Source organism: Stenotrophomonas sp. STEN035 (genome assembly GCF_056759935.1).
Map to the genome: position 1 here is coordinate 47,506 of NZ_JBRRDY010000030.1, position 19,032 is coordinate 66,537.

Annotated in this window: 21 protein-coding genes and 3 tRNA genes; 13 read left to right on the plus strand and 11 right to left on the minus strand. The window is 63.8% G+C overall.

Annotated elements, in window-relative coordinates; genetic code table 11:
- Window positions 1–56: 56 nt before the first annotated feature.
- The 3 genes from ACVOLL_RS15590 to ispG all read right to left on the minus strand — a co-directional run bounded on the left by ACVOLL_RS15590 (window position 57) and on the right by ispG (window position 2,956).
- Window positions 57–704, minus strand: coding sequence for a response regulator (locus ACVOLL_RS15590; RefSeq protein ID WP_481513713.1), 648 nt, complete (start codon window positions 702–704; stop codon window positions 57–59).
- Window positions 705–1,020: 316 nt separating this feature from the next.
- Window positions 1,021–1,710 carry a phosphatase PAP2 family protein gene (locus ACVOLL_RS15595; RefSeq protein WP_481513714.1) on the minus strand — a complete coding sequence of 230 codons (690 nt, stop codon included), beginning with the start codon at window positions 1,708–1,710 and terminating at the stop codon, window positions 1,021–1,023.
- Complete coding sequence (gene ispG, locus ACVOLL_RS15600; protein WP_481513715.1) at window positions 1,691–2,956, minus strand: flavodoxin-dependent (E)-4-hydroxy-3-methylbut-2-enyl-diphosphate synthase; 1,266 nt, start codon at window positions 2,954–2,956, stop codon at window positions 1,691–1,693. The genes ACVOLL_RS15595 and ispG overlap by 20 nt, the downstream gene beginning before the upstream one ends.
- 82 nt (window positions 2,957–3,038) lie before the next feature.
- Between ispG and ACVOLL_RS15605 the strand changes: the two genes are divergently transcribed.
- Together ACVOLL_RS15605 and ACVOLL_RS15610 are read left to right on the plus strand one after the other, a co-directional pair.
- Window positions 3,039–4,265, plus strand: a complete 1,227-nt coding sequence (locus ACVOLL_RS15605; protein ID WP_481513716.1) for an ATP-binding protein — start codon at window positions 3,039–3,041, stop codon at window positions 4,263–4,265.
- Entirely contained in the window at window positions 4,262–4,828 is a 567-nt protein-coding gene (locus ACVOLL_RS15610) for a response regulator transcription factor (protein ID WP_481513717.1), read from the plus strand. The genes ACVOLL_RS15605 and ACVOLL_RS15610 overlap by 4 nt, the downstream gene beginning before the upstream one ends.
- Window positions 4,829–5,137: 309 nt before the next feature.
- Here ACVOLL_RS15610 and pgi read toward each other — a convergent pair whose 3' ends face one another.
- The 6 genes from pgi to pcnB all read right to left on the minus strand — a co-directional run bounded on the left by pgi (window position 5,138) and on the right by pcnB (window position 10,785).
- The gene (gene pgi / locus ACVOLL_RS15615) at window positions 5,138–6,649 is read right to left on the minus strand and encodes a glucose-6-phosphate isomerase (protein WP_481513718.1); all 1,512 of its coding nucleotides are present in this window, start codon (window positions 6,647–6,649) and stop codon (window positions 5,138–5,140) included.
- On the minus strand, window positions 6,646–7,026 hold the full coding sequence (gene panD, locus ACVOLL_RS15620) for an aspartate 1-decarboxylase (protein ID WP_481509636.1): 381 nt from the start codon (window positions 7,024–7,026) through the stop codon (window positions 6,646–6,648). Before panD ends, pgi begins: the two co-directional genes overlap by 4 nt.
- A 195-nt stretch (window positions 7,027–7,221) precedes the next feature.
- Window positions 7,222–8,064, minus strand: coding sequence for a pantoate--beta-alanine ligase (gene panC, locus ACVOLL_RS15625; RefSeq protein WP_481513719.1), 843 nt, complete (start codon window positions 8,062–8,064; stop codon window positions 7,222–7,224).
- The gene (gene panB / locus ACVOLL_RS15630; protein ID WP_481513720.1) at window positions 8,061–8,876 is read right to left on the minus strand and encodes a 3-methyl-2-oxobutanoate hydroxymethyltransferase; all 816 of its coding nucleotides are present in this window, start codon (window positions 8,874–8,876) and stop codon (window positions 8,061–8,063) included. The genes panC and panB overlap by 4 nt, the downstream gene beginning before the upstream one ends.
- A 31-nt stretch (window positions 8,877–8,907) precedes the next feature.
- Window positions 8,908–9,396 carry a 2-amino-4-hydroxy-6-hydroxymethyldihydropteridine diphosphokinase gene (folK, locus tag ACVOLL_RS15635; RefSeq protein WP_481513721.1) on the minus strand — a complete coding sequence of 163 codons (489 nt, stop codon included), beginning with the start codon at window positions 9,394–9,396 and terminating at the stop codon, window positions 8,908–8,910.
- A 6-nt stretch (window positions 9,397–9,402) separates the two neighbouring features.
- Entirely contained in the window at window positions 9,403–10,785 is a 1,383-nt protein-coding gene (pcnB, locus tag ACVOLL_RS15640; RefSeq protein ID WP_481513722.1) for a polynucleotide adenylyltransferase PcnB, read from the minus strand.
- A 41-nt stretch (window positions 10,786–10,826) separates the two neighbouring features.
- Here pcnB and ACVOLL_RS15645 point away from each other — a divergent pair.
- Both ACVOLL_RS15645 and fdxA read left to right on the plus strand, forming a co-directional pair.
- A tRNA-Glu gene (locus tag ACVOLL_RS15645) sits at window positions 10,827–10,901 on the plus strand.
- 181 nt (window positions 10,902–11,082) lie between these two features.
- Window positions 11,083–11,406, plus strand: a complete 324-nt coding sequence (fdxA, locus tag ACVOLL_RS15650) for a ferredoxin FdxA (protein ID WP_481509654.1) — start codon at window positions 11,083–11,085, stop codon at window positions 11,404–11,406.
- Window positions 11,407–11,493: 87 nt separating this feature from the next.
- Here the strand turns inward: fdxA and ACVOLL_RS15655 are convergent, their stop codons facing one another.
- Window positions 11,494–12,009: a hypothetical protein gene (locus tag ACVOLL_RS15655; protein ID WP_481513723.1), complete on the minus strand. Its 516-nt coding sequence runs from the start codon at window positions 12,007–12,009 to the stop codon at window positions 11,494–11,496.
- A 32-nt stretch (window positions 12,010–12,041) separates the two neighbouring features.
- The gene (gene dapA, locus ACVOLL_RS15660) at window positions 12,042–12,935 is read right to left on the minus strand and encodes a 4-hydroxy-tetrahydrodipicolinate synthase (RefSeq protein WP_481513724.1); all 894 of its coding nucleotides are present in this window, start codon (window positions 12,933–12,935) and stop codon (window positions 12,042–12,044) included.
- Between the two features lie 95 nt (window positions 12,936–13,030).
- On the opposite strand from dapA, the gene ACVOLL_RS15665 reads away from it, so the two are divergent.
- The 9 genes from ACVOLL_RS15665 (at window position 13,031) to ACVOLL_RS15705 (ending at window position 18,851) form a co-directional block, all read left to right on the plus strand.
- On the plus strand, window positions 13,031–13,657 hold the full coding sequence (locus ACVOLL_RS15665) for a glycine cleavage system transcriptional repressor (RefSeq protein WP_481509109.1): 627 nt from the start codon (window positions 13,031–13,033) through the stop codon (window positions 13,655–13,657).
- Between the two features lie 77 nt (window positions 13,658–13,734).
- The gene (locus ACVOLL_RS15670; RefSeq protein WP_481513725.1) at window positions 13,735–14,214 is read left to right on the plus strand and encodes a peroxiredoxin; all 480 of its coding nucleotides are present in this window, start codon (window positions 13,735–13,737) and stop codon (window positions 14,212–14,214) included.
- An 82-nt stretch (window positions 14,215–14,296) separates the two neighbouring features.
- The gene (locus tag ACVOLL_RS15675) at window positions 14,297–15,697 is read left to right on the plus strand and encodes a PhoH family protein (protein ID WP_481513726.1); all 1,401 of its coding nucleotides are present in this window, start codon (window positions 14,297–14,299) and stop codon (window positions 15,695–15,697) included.
- A gap of 5 nt (window positions 15,698–15,702) precedes the next feature.
- Window positions 15,703–16,194, plus strand: coding sequence for a hypothetical protein (locus ACVOLL_RS15680; RefSeq protein ID WP_481513732.1), 492 nt, complete (start codon window positions 15,703–15,705; stop codon window positions 16,192–16,194).
- Window positions 16,195–16,206: 12 nt separating this feature from the next.
- Window positions 16,207–16,878, plus strand: coding sequence for a YoaK family protein (locus ACVOLL_RS15685; RefSeq protein WP_481513727.1), 672 nt, complete (start codon window positions 16,207–16,209; stop codon window positions 16,876–16,878).
- Window positions 16,879–16,912: 34 nt separating this feature from the next.
- Complete coding sequence (gene thiD, locus ACVOLL_RS15690; protein ID WP_481513728.1) at window positions 16,913–17,722, plus strand: bifunctional hydroxymethylpyrimidine kinase/phosphomethylpyrimidine kinase; 810 nt, start codon at window positions 16,913–16,915, stop codon at window positions 17,720–17,722.
- The gene (locus ACVOLL_RS15695; RefSeq protein ID WP_481513729.1) at window positions 17,719–18,579 is read left to right on the plus strand and encodes an alpha/beta hydrolase family protein; all 861 of its coding nucleotides are present in this window, start codon (window positions 17,719–17,721) and stop codon (window positions 18,577–18,579) included. Before thiD ends, ACVOLL_RS15695 begins: the two co-directional genes overlap by 4 nt.
- Window positions 18,580–18,644: 65 nt before the next feature.
- A tRNA-Arg gene (locus ACVOLL_RS15700) sits at window positions 18,645–18,721 on the plus strand.
- Between the two features lie 53 nt (window positions 18,722–18,774).
- Window positions 18,775–18,851: transfer RNA gene (locus ACVOLL_RS15705), tRNA-Arg, on the plus strand.
- Window positions 18,852–19,032 lie beyond the last annotated feature (181 nt).

Consider the following 19,032-nt stretch of genomic DNA (forward strand, 5'->3'; position numbering starts at 1 on the left):
CAACTGCACTCGAAGGCCCATTCTGCAGAAAAAGCCTGGCAGAAGCTCTTCTGGCCTCAGATCGCCTTGCTGGGATCGCCCACGCCGTACTGCGCGGCAAGCCTGGCCAGCGCGATGTTGTCCTGCACACCCAACTTCTGGAACAGACGCGCCTTGTGGGTGTTCACGGTCTTGGCGCTGAGGCTCAGGCGACGGGCGATCTCTTCCTGGCGGTGGCCCTGGATCAACAGCAACGCCACTTCCAGCTCACGCGGCGAGAGCAGGTCGAACGGCGATTCGCCGCCTTCCAGATTGGACAGCGCCAGATTCTGCGCAATGCTGGTGGCCAGATAACGCTTGCCGATGGCAACGTCATGCACGGCACGGATCAGCTCTTTCGAGTCCCCACCCTTGCCCACGTAGCCGGAAGCACCAGCCTCCAACAAGCGCTTGGGCATTGGCCCATCTTCCAGCACGGAAACAATGATTACCTTGGTGCCGTGGTCGCCCTTGACGATGCGCTCGGTGATCTCCAGCCCACTCAGGCCCGGCAGATGCAGATCGCACAGTACGACGTCAGGCTTGAGGCGGCGGATCTGCGGCAGCGCGACATCGCCGCTGTCCGCTTCGCCGACGACTTCTATCCCGGTTTGCCCCGAAAGAATCATCCGAATGCCCGTGCGCACTAGTGCGTGGTCATCGATAAGAAAAACGCTGATGGTCATGAAGGATTCCTCGCGGCGAGGTGACAGTTGAAGCCTTGGGCGCGGCAAAATCCGAGCATGCGAGGCGACGGCCCTCCCCCGTCCCTCATGGCAAGGCCATGTGTATTATCAAGCAGAAGTGACCCAACTGGGCTCTATCGGACACCCGCTCGCAGGAAATGTATCTGTTGTTTTGAGCATCAGGATGATGCGGTTTATGTGCCTGCGGCTGGCGAGCTCACTATGCCGTCGCAGCCAATACTGTATCCATCAGGTCAATTCGTCCAATGACTTAGGACTTCTCTTACCTTTTGGACACTACCAATTGCAGTGCACCTCAAGGCGCGGGCAAGGACCAGCGCCGACGGAACATCATCATATACACGCCTGTTACCCAGATCGTTGCGGCACACCAGCCGCCAAGGATGTCCGAGGGGTAATGCACCCCCAGGTAGACCCGTGACAGGCCGACCGAAACAACAAAACCGCTGACAACCGCCACCACCGGCCACCGCCAGCGCGTGCGCCAGGTCAAAAACACCAGGGTCAGTGCGAGCGTCATCGAGCCCATTGCGTGCCCGCTGGGGAAGCTGAACGTGCTTTCCGGTGCAATCGACTCCCATAGACTCGGGCGTTCGCGCTGGAAGATCTGCTTGCTGCCCAGGTTCAACAGCGCCGAGCCGATGAACGCCGTCGCCGCGAATGCAGCCTTGCGCCAATGTCGCTGCAACAGCAGCACGGCCACGATAAGGATATCCACGGGAATGACGCCCCACTGATAGCCCAGCTCGGACATCAACACGAAGAAATCATTCAGGCCAGGCGTGGCCATCGCATGCATGCGCAACAGCAGAACCGCGTCGAAATGGAAGGCTTCAGCCTCATGGATCTCGTCGGCCAAGGCCACGAAGCCGGCCAGCGGCAGCAGCACACCGATGAACAACACCACCAGCCGCCACGCATTGTGGGCGAGCCAGCGGCGCAGACCGGCAGCTTCGCTCCGGGAATCAACCGGAGCTTCGGGCATACCGGGTCTCGACATAGTCATCAATCAAGGCGACGAACTCATGGGCGATGTTGTCACCGCGCAAGGTGATCTTCTTCTCACCGTCAACAAACACCGGCGCTGCCGGGGTTTCGCCGGTACCCGGCAGCGAAATACCGATATTGGCGTGACGCGACTCGCCCGGACCGTTGACGATGCAGCCCATCACCGCGAGCGTCATGTTCTCCGCACCGGGATGGCTGACGCGCCACACCGGCATCTTTTCGCGCACGTGGTTCTGCACCACCTTGGCCAGCTCCTGGAAGAACTCGGAGGTGGTACGGCCGCAGCCCGGGCAAGCCGTGACCATCGGCGTGAAGGCGCGCTGACCGGTGGTCTGCAGCAACTCCTGGGCGACGATGACTTCCTGCGTGCGCGACTGGCCCGGCTCGGGTGTCAGCGAGATGCGGATGGTGTCGCCGATGCCTTCCTGCATCAGCACCGCCAGCGCCGCCGACGAAGCGACGATGCCCTTGCTGCCGATGCCGGCCTCGGTCAGGCCAAGGTGCAATGCGAAATCCGAGCGCAGCGCCAGATCGCGGTAGACGGCAATCAATTCCTGCACGCCGCTGACCTTGGCCGACAGCACGATGCGATCGCGCGGCAGGCCGAGCTCAACCGCGGTCTCGGCCGAATCCAGCGCCGAGCGGATCAAGGCCTCGCGCAGCACGCGGCCGGCATCCCAAGGCTGCGAACGCTGGCTGTTCTCGTCCATCAGCTTGGCGGCAAGCGCCTGGTCCAACGAGCCCCAGTTGGCGCCAATGCGCACCGGCTTGTTGTACTTGATGGCGAATTCGATCAACTGCGCGAACTGGGTGTCTTTCTTCTTGCCGAAGCCGACATTGCCCGGATTGATGCGGTACTTGGCCAGTGCCTCGGCGCAGGCCGGTTCGCCGGTCAGCAACTGATGGCCGTTGTAATGGAAGTCACCGATCAGCGGCACCTCGATGCCCATCATCGCCAACTTCTCGACGATGCGCGGAATGGCCGCAGCCGATTCGGGATTGTTGACGGTCAGTCGCACCATCTCCGAGCCCGCGCGCCAGAGTTCAGCCACCTGCTTGACGCTGGCAGCCACATCGGCGGTATCGGTATTGGTCATCGACTGCACCACCACGGGATTGCCTCCGCCCACCTTTACACCGCCGATGGCGACGGATTGGGTGATGCGGCGGGGCCACGCGGTAGCGTCGGTGGGCGGTGTTGGGCGGGTCACGGCGTCATGCATTGCCCATTTTAGCGCGCCAGCCACCCGTACGGCATGAACCTTGGATTGCGTGGTAGCCGCCGCGACAGCATACGATTGCGCCATGGAAACCCGAGACACCTCTTTTCTTCGCACCCTGTGCAGCCTGCGCTGGCTGGCCACCGCAGGCCAGGCTGCCACGATTCTTGTAGCCACCTGGCTGCTGGGACTGGAACTGCCGCAGGAACCACTATGGGCCGGCGTCGCCGTGCTGGCTCTGTTCAACCTGTACGTGCAGCTGCGTGTGCATGACACCGATCCCGCCCCGGTCACCGCCTTCGGCCACATCCTGGTCGATGTCACGGTACTGACCTGGATGGTGGGCTGGAGCGGCGGCATCGCCAATCCGTTCGGCTCGCTGTTCCTGATCCTGATCGCCCTGGCCGCGTTGGCGCTGCCGCTGCGCTGGACACATGCCGTGGCCGCCGCCTGCGTGGGTGGTTATGCGCTGAGTGCGGTATTCGGCCTGCCGTTGGAAGGCGGTTATTTCGACACCATGAGCCTGCACCTGTGGGGCGCAGCGGCCAACTTCCTGCTTTCAAGCGTGGTGGTCCTGGTGTTCTCGACCCGCCTGGCGGCTGCACTGCGCGAGCGAGAGAACCAGCTGGCGATGCTGCGCGAGCGCTTCGTCCGCAATGAAGGCATTGTTGCGCTGGCCACGCACGCCGCCTCTGTCGCCCATGAGCTCAACACGCCGTTGGCGACCATGACCCTGCTCACCGACGACATCGTCGAGCAGGGCGCCGCCACCCCTGAGATGCGCGACGACCTGGAAACCCTGCGCGAGCTGCTGGTGCAATGCCGGGAAAAGGTGCTGGCGCTGGCCGCCCCCGCCGAAGGCGCAGGCAGTCGCGCACCGGTATCCATCGCCAGCGTGCTGGAACAATGGCGACTGGTGCGTCCGACCATCCAGTTGCGACGCAACCCGGATGCGCCGCTGCACCTGAAGCTGGACCCCGGCATCGGCCATCTGCTGCAGGTACTGCTGAACAATGCCGCCGACGCGGGCGAACACGCAGGCCGTGCACAGATAGATCTGGACATCCGCATCCACGAGGGCCAGCTTTACGGCGAAGTCCGTGACTACGGCCCAGGCTTCAACGCCAATGATGCCGCCCTGCCCGGCACCTTGTTCAACAGCGGCAAAAGCAATGGCATGGGTGTCGGCCTGGCACTGTCGCATGCCACCATTGAGCGTCTGCACGGCGAATTGTGGATGCGCCCGGCCGAAGGCCAGGGAGCACGCGTCGGCTTTCGCCTGCCGTTGAACAACATCGAGGTAAGTTCATGAATGCTGCTGCCACCCACGGCCTGCTGGTCGATGACGACCCGCTCTATCTGCGCACCCTGCAGCGCACCCTGGCCCGCCGCGGCATTGAAACCATCATCGCCACCGACATCTCCAGCGCCATGCAGCTGGCCACACAGACGCCGCCAGCGTTCGCATTGATCGACCTGAAGTTGGGCAGCGAATCCGGCTTGAACCTGATCCAGCCGCTGCGCGAGCTGCGTCAGGACATGCGCATCCTGCTGGTCACCGGCTATGCCTCCATCGCCACCGCGGTGGAAGCGATCAAGCTGGGCGCCGATGACTACCTGCCGAAGCCGGCAACCGTGCAGATGATCCTGCGCGCGCTTGGCGAGGAAGATGAGGCCGGCGAGGAGCCCGAGGATGTTGAACCGCCGGATGCGATGACGCCGATCAGCCGCCTGCAGTGGGAGCACATCCAGCAGGCGCTGCATGAAACAGGCGGCAATGTGTCCGCAGCCGCACGATTGCTCGGCATGCATAGGCGCTCGCTGCAGCGCAAGCTCACCAAGCGGCCAAGCCCGGAACGCGACCCGAACAGGTAACCCCGCTTGAAGCCCCTCTCCCGCCTGCGGGAGAGGGGTTGGGGTGAGGGCAGCTTCTGACGTTTGCTTGAACAGCAAAGGCTCACCCCTCCCCAACCCTCCCCTTGACTTCGGCAAAGGGTGGGAGCAAAACAGAGCCCCTCTCCCGCCTGCGGGAGAGGGGTTGGGGTGAGGGCAGCTGTTGACGTTCGCTTGAACAGCAAGAGCTACCCCTCCCCAACCCTCCCCTTGCCTTCGGCAAAGGGAGGGGGCAAAGCAAAAGCCGCGCATCTCTGCGCGGCTTTTTTTGTTGCAAACAACAATCTGCTCTCAGCGCAGCCGCGCCAACAACTCCCGGGTCATCGGGTCAGCAATCTCCACAGCCTCACCCTGCACTGCCGGCAACAACTGGCTGGCCAACTGCTTGCCCAGTTCAACACCGAACTGATCGAAGGCGTTGATGTCCCAGATCAGCGACTGCACGTAGACCGCGTGTTCGTACATGGCGATCAACGCGCCCAGCGACTGCGGGGTCAGCGCATCCAGCAGGATCATCGTGCTCGGGCGTCCGCCCGGATACTGGCGGTGCGGATCTTCGCTGTCCTGACCGTTGGCCAGCGCTTCGGTCTGCGCCAGCAGGTTGGCCAACAAGGCCTGGTGGTTGATCTCGTAGGGATCATCATTGCGCACGCAGCCGATGAAATCGGCCGGCACGATGCTCGTGCCCTGGTGCAGCGCCTGGAAGAAGCTATGCTGCACGTCGGTACCAGCACCACCCCACCACACCGAAACGGTGTCGCCATCGACCGGACTGCCGTCGCGCTTGACCCGCTTGCCCAGGCTTTCCATCACCAGCTGCTGCAGATAGGCCGGCAACAGCGCCATGCGCTGGTCGTAGGTCATCACTGCATGGGTGGCGTAACCCAGCACATTGCGGTTCCAGATATCGGTCAGCGCGTGCAGCACCGGCAGGTTGCTTGCCAGCGGTGCACTGGCCGCGTGCGCGTCCATCTGCGCAGCGCCCTCCAGCAGCTGGCCGAAGCGCTCGAAACCGATTGCCAAGGCAATCGGGAAGCCCACCGCCGACCACAGCGAGTAACGGCCGCCCACCCAGTCCCACATCGGCAGCACGCGCTCGGCGGCGATGTCGAAGGCCTTGGCGGCGCGCTCGGGGTTGGCACTGACGGCGTATAGACGCTCGCTGCCACCCAGCCAATCACACAGGATGCGGCCGTTGAGCAGGGTTTCCTGGGTACCGAAAGTCTTGGAAATCAGGATGCCGGCGGTGGTCGCCGGGTCCAGCGTCGCCAAGGTGCGCTGCATTGCCGCGCCGTCGACATTGGAGACGAAATGCACACGGAAACGTGCGCCGGACGCCGGACGCAGCGCATCGGCGACAAGACGCGGGCCCAGATCCGAACCGCCGATGCCGACACTGACGATGTCGGTGACATTGCTGGCTTCCAGCGCCTTGATCAAGCCACCCATCTGCGCCTGTACCGCCACCGCTTCAGCGCGCGCAGCCACAGCGACCGACGCATCGCTGGCATCGCCGCGCAGCGCGCTGTGCAGCACCGCGCGATCTTCGGTGTGGTTGATCTTCTGGCCAGCGAACAGACGCTGGAAACCGCCGGCGACATCGCGCGCGGCGGCCAGTTCCAACAAGGCAGCCAAGGCCGCGCGGTCGTATTTCTGCCGCGCGAAGTTCACATACAACGGACCGACTTTCAGCGCCAAGCGCTGCACCCGGTCAGGCTCTGCGGCCATCAGCGAGGGAATGCCGGTGCCCTGCAGACGCTGGGCGTGGGCGTGCAATACGTCGAATCCGTTGTTGGTGATCATGCGGCCTGTGTGGGGATACTGTCGTTGGTGTGGGAAATGCGGTTGTCGCCGTCAACGTAGACAAGCTTGGGCTTGAACGTGCTGGCTTCTTCTTCGCTCATGCCGGCGAAGGCAGCGATGATGATGATGTCGCCCACCTGCACGTGGCGCGCAGCGCCACCGTTGAGCGAGATCACGCCGCTGCCGGCTTCCGCGCGCAGAGCGTAGGTGGTGAAACGGGCACCGTTGGTCACGTCCCAGATGTGCACCTGTTCGAATTCGCGGATGCCGGTGGCCTGCAGCAGGTTGTCGTCGATCGCGATGGAGCCTTCGTAGTTCAGCTCCGAATGGGTGACGGTGGCGCGGTGAATCTTGGTCTTGAGCAGGGTGAGTTGCATGACAATGCCGAAACTGCGTGAGAAAGGGCGCAGTCTAGCACCGGCACGCGCCCTTGCCCGCACCGCAACATGACCTTTCCCGTGGCGTTTGCCCGGATACAGCAATGGCGCCACAAGGGCGCCATTGGCTGTCATACAGAGGCTTGCTGATGGACAAACAAAGTCCGCCAGCTGCCCTATTCAGAACCCGCGGATTCAGAACTCAATGTTGTCGATCAAACGGGTATTGCCCAGCTTGGCCGCCACCAGCGCCACACGGGCACCTTCATGGCTTGCGCCGGGCTCGCTCAGATCGGGCATGCGCACCACTGCGTAATCCACCAGGTAGCCACCAGCTTCCAACTGCGCCGCCGCCTGCTGCTCCACCGTCACCCGCTCGGCACCACCCAGATAGGCATCACGCGCGGCCAGCAACACCTTGCGAATCAGCGTGGCCTGCGGCCGTACATCGGCGGTCAGGTACTGGTTGCGCGAGCTCATCGCCAGACCATCGGTCTCGCGCACGATCTCGCCACCGAGGATCTGGATCGGGAACGCCAGGTCGGCCACCATCTGCTGGATAACCGCCAGCTGCTGGTAGTCCTTGCGCCCAAACGCGGCCACATCCGGCTGCACCTGGTTGAACAGCCGGCTCACCACCGTGCAGACGCCATCGAAGTGCCCCGGGCGATGCGCGCCCTCCAGCAGTGAACTGACACCGGGCACATGCACGTTGGCAGCCAAGTCGACGCCAAACGGGTACATGGATTCCACCGTGGGCAGCCACAGCACGTCACAGCCGGCCTTCTCCAGGCCGCTGGTGTCAGCCTCGGGCGTACGCGGGTAACGGGTGAAATCCTCGTTCGGACCGAACTGGGTCGGGTTGACGAAGACGCTGGAGACCACCTTGTCTGCGTGTTCACGCGCCAGCTTCACCAGCGAGTAGTGGCCAGCGTGCAGATTGCCCATGGTCGGCACCAGCGCAACGCGCAGGCCCTCGCGCTTCCAGCCGCTGACAATGGCGCGCAGCCGGGAAAGTTCGGTAACGGTTTCGATCATGATGCGTAAGCGTGTTCTGCGTCGGGGAAGATGCCAGCGCGCACGGCGTCGGCATAGGCACGGACGGCACCGGCCACCGAGCCGCCTTCGGCAAGGAAATCCTTGACGAACTTGGGACGTCGGTGACCGCTGTCCAGACCGAGGAAGTCATGCAGCACCAGCACCTGTCCGTCGCAATCCGGACCGGCGCCAATACCGATGGTGGGAATCGTGATTTCGGCGGTGACGCGGCCGGCAATCGGGGTCGGCACGCACTCCAGCACCAGCAGGCTGGCGCCGGCCTCGGCCACGGCCTTGGAATCGTCCAGCAGCTGCTTGGCAGCATCGCCACGGCCCTGCACGCGGTACCCGCCCAGGCGCAGCACCGACTGCGGGGTCAGGCCCAGGTGCGAGCAAACCGGGATTTCGCGCTCGACCAGGTGACGGATGATGTCCAGCTTGAAGCCAGCACCTTCAATCTTGACCATCTCCGCGCCGGCCTGCAGCAGCTTGAGCGAGGCATCCAGCGCGCGCTCGGCGGTGGCATCGGCGCCGAACGGCAGATCAGAGATCAACAGTGCGCGTTCCAGTACACCAGCGACCGCGCGGGTGTGATAGACCACATCGTCAACGCTGACCGGCAGCGTCGAATCGTGCCCCTGCACCACCATGCCCAACGAGTCGCCGACCAGGATCAGGTCCACGCCATTGGCGTCGAAGGCACGGGCAAAGCCGGCGTCGTAAGCGGTCAACATGACCAGCTTCTGGCCATTGCGCTTGGCCTCGGCCAATGCGGGGACGGTCCAGGGCTTGCTATCTGCGTGTGTGCTCATGTGGTCATAACGGTGGCTTATGAGCCGACCATTATCCCCCTATCGGGTCGATACCGCAGGTATTGATGCCTACCAATACGTCCCGCACTGTTCCATGGCCCGGAATCAGGGCGTCTGGCGCCACGTCTGCCAAGGGCAGCAGCGCGAAACCGCGCTGATGCAGGAAGGGATGCGGCACCTGCAACTGCGGTAGGTCGATCACCTGCTCGGCATACAAGAGCAGGTCCAGGTCGAGCAAGCGCGGCCCCCAATGCTGGCCCGGCTCACGCACCCGCCCGAACTGCTGCTCGATCGCCAGCAACTGCTCCAGCAGCTGCGGCGCCGGCAGATCGGTCTGCAGCGCAACCGCTGCATTGATGAAGTCCGGCTGCGCCTCGTTGCCCCAGGCCGGGGTGCGATACAGGCGCGAGCTGGCCAGCAGCTGCACGCCCGGCAGCTGCGCCAGCACATCGATCGCCGAACGCAGGGTGGCGGGCGCGTCCCCAAGGTTCGCGCCCAGCCCGATACACGCTACAACCATCGCTGCTTACTCGCCCGCAGTCGCGCTGCCACCGCCAGGACGGCGACGACGGCGACGACGACGCGGTGCCGCGCCCTCTTCCGCCTCACCATCGGTATGCACCGAATCCAGCCCAGCACCCACTTCGTGCCCGGCCTCGGCCTGGGCCTCGCGCCAGAACGCGATGTCTTCCTGATGCTCGCTGGAAGCGGCCTGACGCAGGGCCAGGAAATCGAACGCAGCACGGAAACGCGGGTGGCTCAAGGTGCGCAACACGCGCTTGCGCTGGCGGGTACTGAAGCGCGACTGCAGCAGCCAGATCTCCTGCATCGGCAACGAGAAGCGGCGCGGCAGGGCAATCGTGCTCAGCTGATGCAGGGTCACCCGGTCGGCGGCACGGCGCTGCGCTTCTTCCGGCGCCAGGCCCTGCTTCTGCAGGCCGATCAGCGCGCGGCAGAAGGCCGGCCACAGCAGCAGCGCGAACAGGAAGGCCGGCGACACCGGCTCCTCGTTGGCGACACGTTCGTCGGTATTGCGCAGGCCTTCGATCAGGATGCGGCGCAAGGCACCAGTGCGGTTGCTCTTCAGCGCGGCAGCGCTCTCGGGGAACAGCACCGCCAGCAGGCCGTAACGCTCCAGCCCTTCAAAGCTGGCCACGCCATGCCCGGACAGGAACAGCTTCAGCACTTCCTCGAACAAGCGCGCCGGCGCGGCCTCACTCAGCAACGAAGCAAGGCGCGGGATCGGCTCGGCGGTAGCCGCTTCGATCTCGAAGTTGAGTTTGGCCGCCAGCCGCACCGCGCGCAGCATGCGCACCGGGTCTTCGCGGTAGCGCTGCTCCGGATCGCCAATCAGCTTCATCCGGCGTGCCAGTACGTCTTCAAAGCCGCCGGTGTAGTCACGCACCGAGAAGTCCTCGATGGCGTAATACAGCGCGTTGCAGGTGAAGTCGCGGCGGACCGCATCGTCTTCGATGCTGCCGTAGACGTTGTCGCGGACCAGCATGCCGTTCTCAACCTCACGGTCGCCGCTGCCGTCATCACTGTTGGCGCGGAACGTCGCCACTTCGATGATCTCGCGACCAAATACCACGTGGGCGAGGCGGAAGCGGCGGCCGATCAGCCGGCAATTGCGGAACAGTTGTTTGACCTGCTCCGGCGTAGCGTCGGTGGCCACGTCGAAATCCTTGGGGCGTCCACCTACCAATAGGTCGCGCACAGCGCCACCCACAAGATAGGCGCCGAAGCCGGATTCGCGCAGACGGTAGAGCACCCGCAGCGCATTGGGACTGATATCCCGGCGCGAGATGGTGTGCTGGTCGCGCGGGATCACGCGGACGGTGAACGGCGTTGTAACTATGGAATTGATGTTGGCGCTTCCAGTTGGGTTTACGGGATTGCCGAGCGGCAACCAGATGCATATACTAGCGCGCTCGCCAGACGCGACCAAACGCTCCCTTCGTCTAGTGGTTAGGACGTGGCCCTCTCAAGGCTAAAACAGGGGTTCGAGTCCCCTAGGGAGCGCCAACTCCGTCTGCGAATGCAAAAGCCCCGCCCTGCGGGGTTTTTTGCTTTTTACACCCGCCAGCGCCCCAGGGCCCTGGCTCCGGCACGTTTCACTGCGCCTGCAGCCCTGGCCAATGAGAATGCCCCCGCCCAGCCCCTGCATCCTGATCTAGAATTGCAGGGTTCAAAGCCGGACCCCACCATGCCTTTTGTCGTTACCGAAAACTGCATCAAGTGCAAACACACCGATTGCGTTGAAGTCTGCCCCGTGGATTGCTTCCACGAAGGCCCCAACTTCCTCGTGATCGACCCTGATGAATGCATCGACTGCACGCTGTGCGAGCCCGAATGCCCGGTCAACGCCATCTTCCCGGAAGATGACGTGCCCGCCGGCCAGGAAGGTTTTGTCGCGCTCAATGCCGAGTTGGCCAAGGCCTGGCCGGTGCTGACCATACGTAAAGACCCGCCGGCCGATGCTGCCGAGTGGGACGGCAAACCAGACAAGCTGAAGCTGCTGGAACGCTGAGCCGCCGCATAGCCAGCCCAACAGCCAGCCAATGAAAAGGGCGCCCGCTTCCGCAGGCGCCCTTTTTTTATTGCCCGAACAGCGCGATCAACCGGCCAGCTTGGCCTTCAGCGCGGCGATCAGCTTGGTGGCAGCGGCATCGGTGGCCGGCATGCCGCGCGGATCCACCGCCGATACATAGGCACCAGCGTCGGTTGCGACCACACGCACCAGGAAGTTGCTGCCCTCAAAGGCGACATCGTAGGAACCCAGCAACTGCGCGCGGCTGGCGATGGTCAGGCCTTCGACACCGGCAAGCGCCTCACCGACCTTGCCAAATACGTCGTCACGGCTGCCGCTGACGGTGAAACCGCTCTGCGACGAAGCCACGGTAGCGGCCGAAGTAGCCGCCGGCTTGGCTGCGGAGGCCAGTGCCGGGATCGGCGCCGAACCGGCGGTGTTGGGCAGGTTCAGATCCGGCGGCACTTCCAGCGGGCGTGCTTCCGGGGCCAACGCATAGTCGCCGCGCGCACCGCGCTTGAAGAAGCAGCCAGAGGTGGCCACGGCGGTGACTACGCCCAGCAGCACCAGCGAAAACACGCGAACGGTAGAGGTTTGACGCATGGGTGAATCTCCAGAGTTCAAAGGCCGCCGGATCAGCGGCTGGATAGTTCTTCCAACGCACCCACGTCAGCGGCCAAGTGATCGGCATGTGCGTGGTATTGCGCGGAAAGCGGGAGCAGTGGCAAGCGCAGCCCATCACCGATGCCGATGCGCTGCAACAGCGCCTTGACCGGAATGGGGTTGGACTCGACACCGCAGAAATCGTGGTACGGCTGCAGACGGGCATCCCAGGCCTCGGCCGCTTCATGCTGACCAGCGCGGGCCAGGTCACACAGGGTGCGGTAAGCGCCAGGCAATACGTTGGAGCCGACCGAAATCAGGCCGTCGGCGCCAGACAACATGGAACGGGCGGCCGAGCCATCGTCACCACTGAGGATGGCGAAGCTGTCGCTGCGCAGCTCCAGCAGGGCTTTCAGGCGGGTGGTATCGCCCACCGCTTCCTTGATGCCGATGATGTTCGGGTGCGCGGCCAACTCGGCGACGGTTTCCGGCAGCAGGTCGCAGCCGGTGCGCCCGGGCACGTTGTACAGCAGCACCGGCAGGCCACCCTGCTCGGCCACGGTCAGGTAATGCTGGCGCAGGCCTTCCTGGGTGGGCCGCACATACGGCGGGGTGACCACCAGCGCATGGGTGGCGCCATTGGCGGCCGCGCGTTTGGTCAGGGCGATGGTGCGGGCGGTACCGGACAGGCCGGTACCAGCCAGCACCGGCACCTTGCCGGCAAAGGCGGCAACGGCGCTGCGCAGCAGGCCATCGTATTCATCGTCGGACAGGGTGGAGGCTTCGCCGGTGGAGCCAGCTACCACCACACCCTGGACGCCGCCCTTGAGCTGCTGCGCCAACAAGCGCTGCCAGCCGTCGGGATCGAGTGCGCCGTCTGCCTTGAAAGGCGTCGCCAGCGCGGTGATGAGACCAGATATGGACAAAGGGTCAGTCGCTCTTCGTGGGGGTAAAGAAGCCCGCCGAGCGGCGGGTTCGTGACCGAAGGCATGTTACTTGCCGGTCGAAAGCACGGGCAAGTATGCTGGACACCAGCGAACAACCCCCAAACGGTGTTGTTCAGACTTATCTAGCACCCGGAACCACCTTGACCGACACCACGCCGCGGCCGCTGCCGACCGAAAACCACCTCCTGATCAACGCCTATACGACGCATCCGGAGTCCCCCCTGCTGTCCGTCACCCGTCGAATTGCCGACAGCGGCTGCAACCTGGTCGATGCCCGCCTGTCCACGGTAGGCCGCGATGTCTCGGTGACCACCCTGGCCACCGGCTCTTGGGATGCCGTCGCCAAACTCGAAGCCATGCTGACCCGGCTCGAGCGCGAAGAGAACCTGAAGCTGGTCTGGTACCGCACTGCCGCCAAGCAGGCACAGTCCAACCTGCTGCCGTATATCGTGGAAGTGGTTGCCGCCGACAAGCCAGGCATCCTGTTCCAGCTGGCCGACTTCTTCGACCGCCAGGGCATCACCATCGAAAACCTGCAGAGCACCCGCTACCAGGCCATGCAGACCGGCGCGGAAATGTTCTCTGCGCAGATCACCATTGGCGTACCCTCCAACATGCACATCGCCGCCCTGCGCGACGATTTCCTCGAGTTCTGCGACCACCTCAACCTGGACGCGATCATGGACCCGATGAAATTCTGAAATTCGCGCGCCCATCACAGGCGCGCAGCGTTTCATGTAATTGCAATCGAACTACCCCAGGCTCCGGAAAGGATCTGATGAACATCGGCGACACCCTGGACCGAGACACCCTAGCACTGCCACTGGCCCTATCCGGCGGCACCACTACCAGCCTCGGCGAACTCGCCGGCCAATGGCTGGTGTTGTACTTCTACCCGAAGGACAGCACCCCCGGCTGCACCACCGAAGGCCTGGATTTCAATGCACTGCTGCCCAAGTTCAAGCGTGCAGGCGCGCAGGTGTTCGGCATCTCCCGCGACTCCGTGAAGTCGCACAACAACTTCTGCGCCAAGCAGGGTTTCAAGTTCCCACTGATCAGTGACGCCGATGAAGCGCTATGCAGCACCTTCGACGTGATCAAGATGAAGAACATGTACGGCAAGCAGGTGCGGGGCATCGAACGCAGCACCTTCCTGATCTCTCCTGACAGCCAGCTCGTGCAGGAATGGCGCAAGGTCAAAGTCGCCGGTCATGCCGATGCCGTGCTTGAAGCACTGAAGGCCGCTAAAACCAAGTGACCCACATCCCGTTCCAACCCACGTCATCGCCCTGCCCTGCAGGTGCGATGGCGTGACCCTGTCCCGCCACCAGGAATAGACGATGACCCGAGGCAAGCGCATCTACGTACTGGATACCAACGTGCTGATGCACGATCCGACCGCGCTGTTCAAATTCGAGGAACATGATGTCTACCTGCCCATGCAGGTGATCGAGGAGCTGGACAACGGCAAGAAGGGCACCACCGAAGCGAGCCGCAATGCCCGCCAGGTGAGCCGCTTCCTCAATGAGCTGATCGAAGAAGCCGGCATCGGCAGCGTGCAGAACGGCGTGCCGTTGGCACGACCGAAGGGCCTGCAGCTGCGCGGCGCGCAGAGCGCCGGCAACCTGTATTTCCAGACCAGTCACTTCGAGGCCGGCAAGAGCTTTGGCAAGGTGATCCCGGACAACGCCATCCTCGGCGCGATCCTGGCATTGAAGGAAGAACACCCGGAAACCCCGGTGGTGTTCATCTCCAAGGACATCAACCTGCGGATCAAGGCCGCCATCGCCGGCATCGATTCGGAGGACTACGAGAACGACCGGGCGCTGGACGATTTCAGCCTGCTCTACACCGGCGCCACCGTGCTGCCGGAAGATTTCTGGAAGAAGCACAGCGAAAGCCTGCGCAGCTGGAGCGACAAGGGCCGGACCAGCTACGAGATCCAAGCCGCCGACGACGAAGACTGGCATCCAAACCAGTACGCCTATCTGGCTGGCGACGACGAAGTAGAACTAAAAGTCAGCAAGGTCGAGGGCGATGGCCGCGTCACCTTGTCGGTGGTCAACGACTTCCGCCACGGCTCGCATTCGGTCTGGGGCATCACTGCACGCAACCGCGAGCAGAACTTCGCCCTCAACGCACTGATGGACCCGGAGATCGATTTCGTCACCCTGCTCGGCACCGCCGGCACCGGCAAGACCCTGCTCGCACTGGCCGCCGGCCTGGCGCAGACCATGGACACGCAGCGCTACCGCGAGATCATCATGACCCGTGCCACGGTCAGCGTGGGCGAGGACATCGGCTTCCTGCCCGGCACCGAAGAAGAAAAGATGACGCCGTGGATGGGCGCGCTTACCGACAACCTGGAAGTGCTCACCCACAACCAGGACGGCGGCGCCTGGGGCCGAGCCGCTACCAATGACCTGTTGGCCAGTCGCATCAAGATCCGCTCGATGAACTTCATGCGCGGCCGCACCTTCCTGTCGCGCTACCTGATACTGGACGAGGCACAGAACCTCACCCCGAAGCAGATGAAGACCTTGATCACCCGCGCCGGCCCCGGCACCAAGATCGTCTGCCTGGGCAACGTCGAGCAGATCGACACGCCCTACCTCACCGAAACCACCTCCGGCCTCACCTATGCGGTGGACCGTTTCAAGAATTGGCCGCACAGTGCACACATCACACTGCGCCGGGGCGAACGCTCGCGTCTGGCCGATTACGCTTCGGAGGTTCTGTGAAACATCTGCACACGCTGTCCCTGCTGGCTGCGGCAACACTCACGCTGGCAGCCTGCACGCCGTCGAACACGCGCCCCGGCAGCGTGCCGACGGCAGTCAAGACCGGACAGTCCTGGGTTGTCACCCGCCCCGTGATCGCCGCGCAGGTGTTGGACACCTGCTCGCGCGACAGCCCGGCCAAACACGCCGGTGAAGTCACCGGCTACTGGGCGCCCAGCCGCGCTGAAATCGATGCGCTGGAAAGCCAGTTGGCACAGCTGCAGCCCAACATTGCCGAGCCGGCCCTGTCCGGCCGGCAGTACGTGGGCTTCGAGTCCAGCGGCAAGCGCCTGATCTACATCAACGCCTTCACCCTGCCCGACCACAGCGACATCAACCCGGCCCGCGAAGCGATCCGCGTCTGCGATGGCGGCGCGCAGTTCTGGGGTGCTGTGTACGACCCGCAGGCCGGCACGTTTTCCAGCATCGAGCGCAACGGCGCGCTGTCCAAGCCCTGATCCGGCGTCGGCATGAAGGTCCGCCTGCCCACCTGGGTCTGGATAGGTGCCATTGCACTGTCCTGCGTGGCCGGCATGGTCAACGCGGTTGGCTTCCTTGGCTTTGAACACCAGGCTGTCAGCCACGTCACCGGCAGCACCAGCCAGCTCGGCATTGCCCTTGCGCATGCCGACTGGCGCTCCGTCGGCCATCTGTGGGGATTGCTGATCGCCTTTGCCCTCGGGGCAGTGCTCAGCGGACTGATCATCCAGGACAGCACCCTGCAACTCGGCCGACGTTACGGTGTCGCGCTGGCGCTGGAATCGGCCTTGCTGCTGTTGGCCATTCCACTGTTCAAGCAACAGCAGGTCTGGGGCGCACTGGCCGCCGCGATGGCCTGCGGGCTGCAGAACGCGCTGGCCACCACCTTCAGCGGCGCGGTAGTGCGCACCACCCACCTCAGCGGCATGTTCACCGACCTCGGCATCGGCCTGGGCCATCTGCTGCGCGGCCGGCCGGTGCCGATGCACCGGCTGACCTTGAGCGGCTTGATCATTGGCGGATTTTTGGCCGGCGGCATATTGGGCGCATGGCTGTTCGCCCGCTGGCAATACGACGCGCTGCTTATCCCAGCCGTACTGACCGGACTCAGCGGCCTGGGCTATGTGCTGTACCGGCAATGGGCCATGCGCAGGCAAGCCTGAGGCAGGCCAGCGGCAAACCCTGCACAATCGGCGCATGAGTCCTTCAACGCCCGTTTCCGCCCTCACCATCGCCGGCTCCGATTCCGGCGGTGGTGCCGGCATCCAAGCCGACCTCAAGGCCTTTGCCGCGCATCGCGTGCATGGCCTGTCTGCGATCGCCGCCCTCACCGCACAACACACACGCGGCGTTACCGCCGTACACGTGCCACCACTGCCGTTCCTGCAGGCGCAGCTGGATGCCTGCTTCGACGATTTTGACATCCATGCGGTCAAGCTCGGCATGCTCGCCAATGCCGAGGTGATCCACCTGGTTGCCGATGTACTTGAGCAGCGATGCCCCACCCACATCGTGCTCGACCCGGTGATGGTCGCCACCAGCGGCGCCAAACTGCTTGAAGACAGCGCGCTGCGCGCGATGCGCGAACGCCTGCTACCACTGGCTACGCTGCTGACACCCAACACACCCGAAGCAGAACTCCTGCTTGGGCGCAGCATCGGCAATGGCGACGAGGCCGAGGATGCGGCTGCAGCGCTGATCGAAATGGGCGCTGGCGCAGTGCTGCTCAAAGGCGGCCATCTACTGGAAGGCAATCGCGTCATTGATCGTTACTTCGATGGTGTCAGCCGCGAGGATTTCAGCCACATCCGGCTGCCGGTGGATGCGCATGGCACCGGCTGCACGCTGGCCTCGGCCATCGCGGCGCAGCTGTGCTGCGGACTGTCGCTGGCCAATGCCTGCGAAGCGGCGATCGACTATGTCGCACGCGGCCTGCAGGGCGGCTATCACCCTGGCCGCAGCGAAGTGATGGTGCTGGATCATTTTGGCGCGGCACCTTCGGCATGAGTACGAGTTCCTTGCCCTCCGAAACAACGGCACTGCCAGTCAGCAGCGCCGATGGCCATCGCTTCGAACTACTGGCCTACCTGCCCGCGCAGCCCCGCGCCTGCCTGCTATGGCTGCCGGCATTGGGCGTGGCCGCACGCAACTACCAGGCGTTCGCCGAAGCGCTCGCCGCCAACAACATTGCCGTTTTCCTGCACGAATGGCGCGGCAATGGCAGCAGCAGCCTGCGTCCTGACCGCACCCACGATTGGGGTTACAGGGAGCTGCTGCAACTCGATCTGCCTGCGACTGAAGCTGCCATCCATGCAGTCCTGCCCGGCCTGCCGTTCCGGCTTGGCGGACACAGCCTCGGCGGCCAGCTCAGCTGCTGCTATGCCGGCCTGCGCGATGCCGAGCTCGATGCATTGTGGTTGGTCGCCAGCGGCACGCCATGGTGGCGCAGCTTTCCGCCACCGCGTGGCTGGCTGTTGCCGCTGGCCTATCGCTTCCTGCCATGGCTTGCACAACGCAATGGCACCCTGCCCGGCCGACGCGTCGGTTTCGGCGGTACTGAAGCGCGTGGACTGATACGCGACTGGGCGCGCGTGGGCCTGAGCAATCATTACACCGCACAGGGAATGCCAATCGACCTGGAAGCCGGCATGCGTCGTATCAGTGCACCGACGCGCGCCGTGGTACTGGACAGTGATTGGCTGGCGCCGGTCAGTTCGATGCAACAACTGCTGGCCAAGCTTCCAGCTTCGACATGCAGCTTGAAAGTACTGTCGTCGCGCGACCTGGGCGTACGCGCCGACCACTTTCAGTGGATGAAATCACCACAGAACGTGGCCGCGGCACTGATTCATCCCGAAGATTAAGAAATTTTCACAAAAGCGTTGACGCAAACGTCTCAAATCCGCATAATCTCGCTCCTGGCAACGAGGCGCTCGTAGCTCAGTTGGATAGAGTACCTGGCTACGAACCAGGTGGTCGGGAGTTCGAATCTCTCCGAGCGCACCATGTCAGAACGCAGATTTGATCTGCACCGCTTCAAACTACAACAGCAATGTTGAGCGCTCGTAGCTCAGTTGGATAGAGTACCTGGCTACGAACCAGGTGGTCGGGAGTTCGAATCTCTCCGAGCGCACCAATACTAAAAACAGCAGGCATTGCCTGCTGTTTTTTTATGCGCGTTTTTTAACAGACAGTCCGTAGTGCCGAGCCATGCTCGGCAGAGGCATTACCGGGAAAGCTCCAGCCGAGCGTGGCTCAGCTCTACAGCGGCCCCCCCCCGCGGGCCGCGCCGCGCGGGGGGGGGGGGGGGGGGGGGG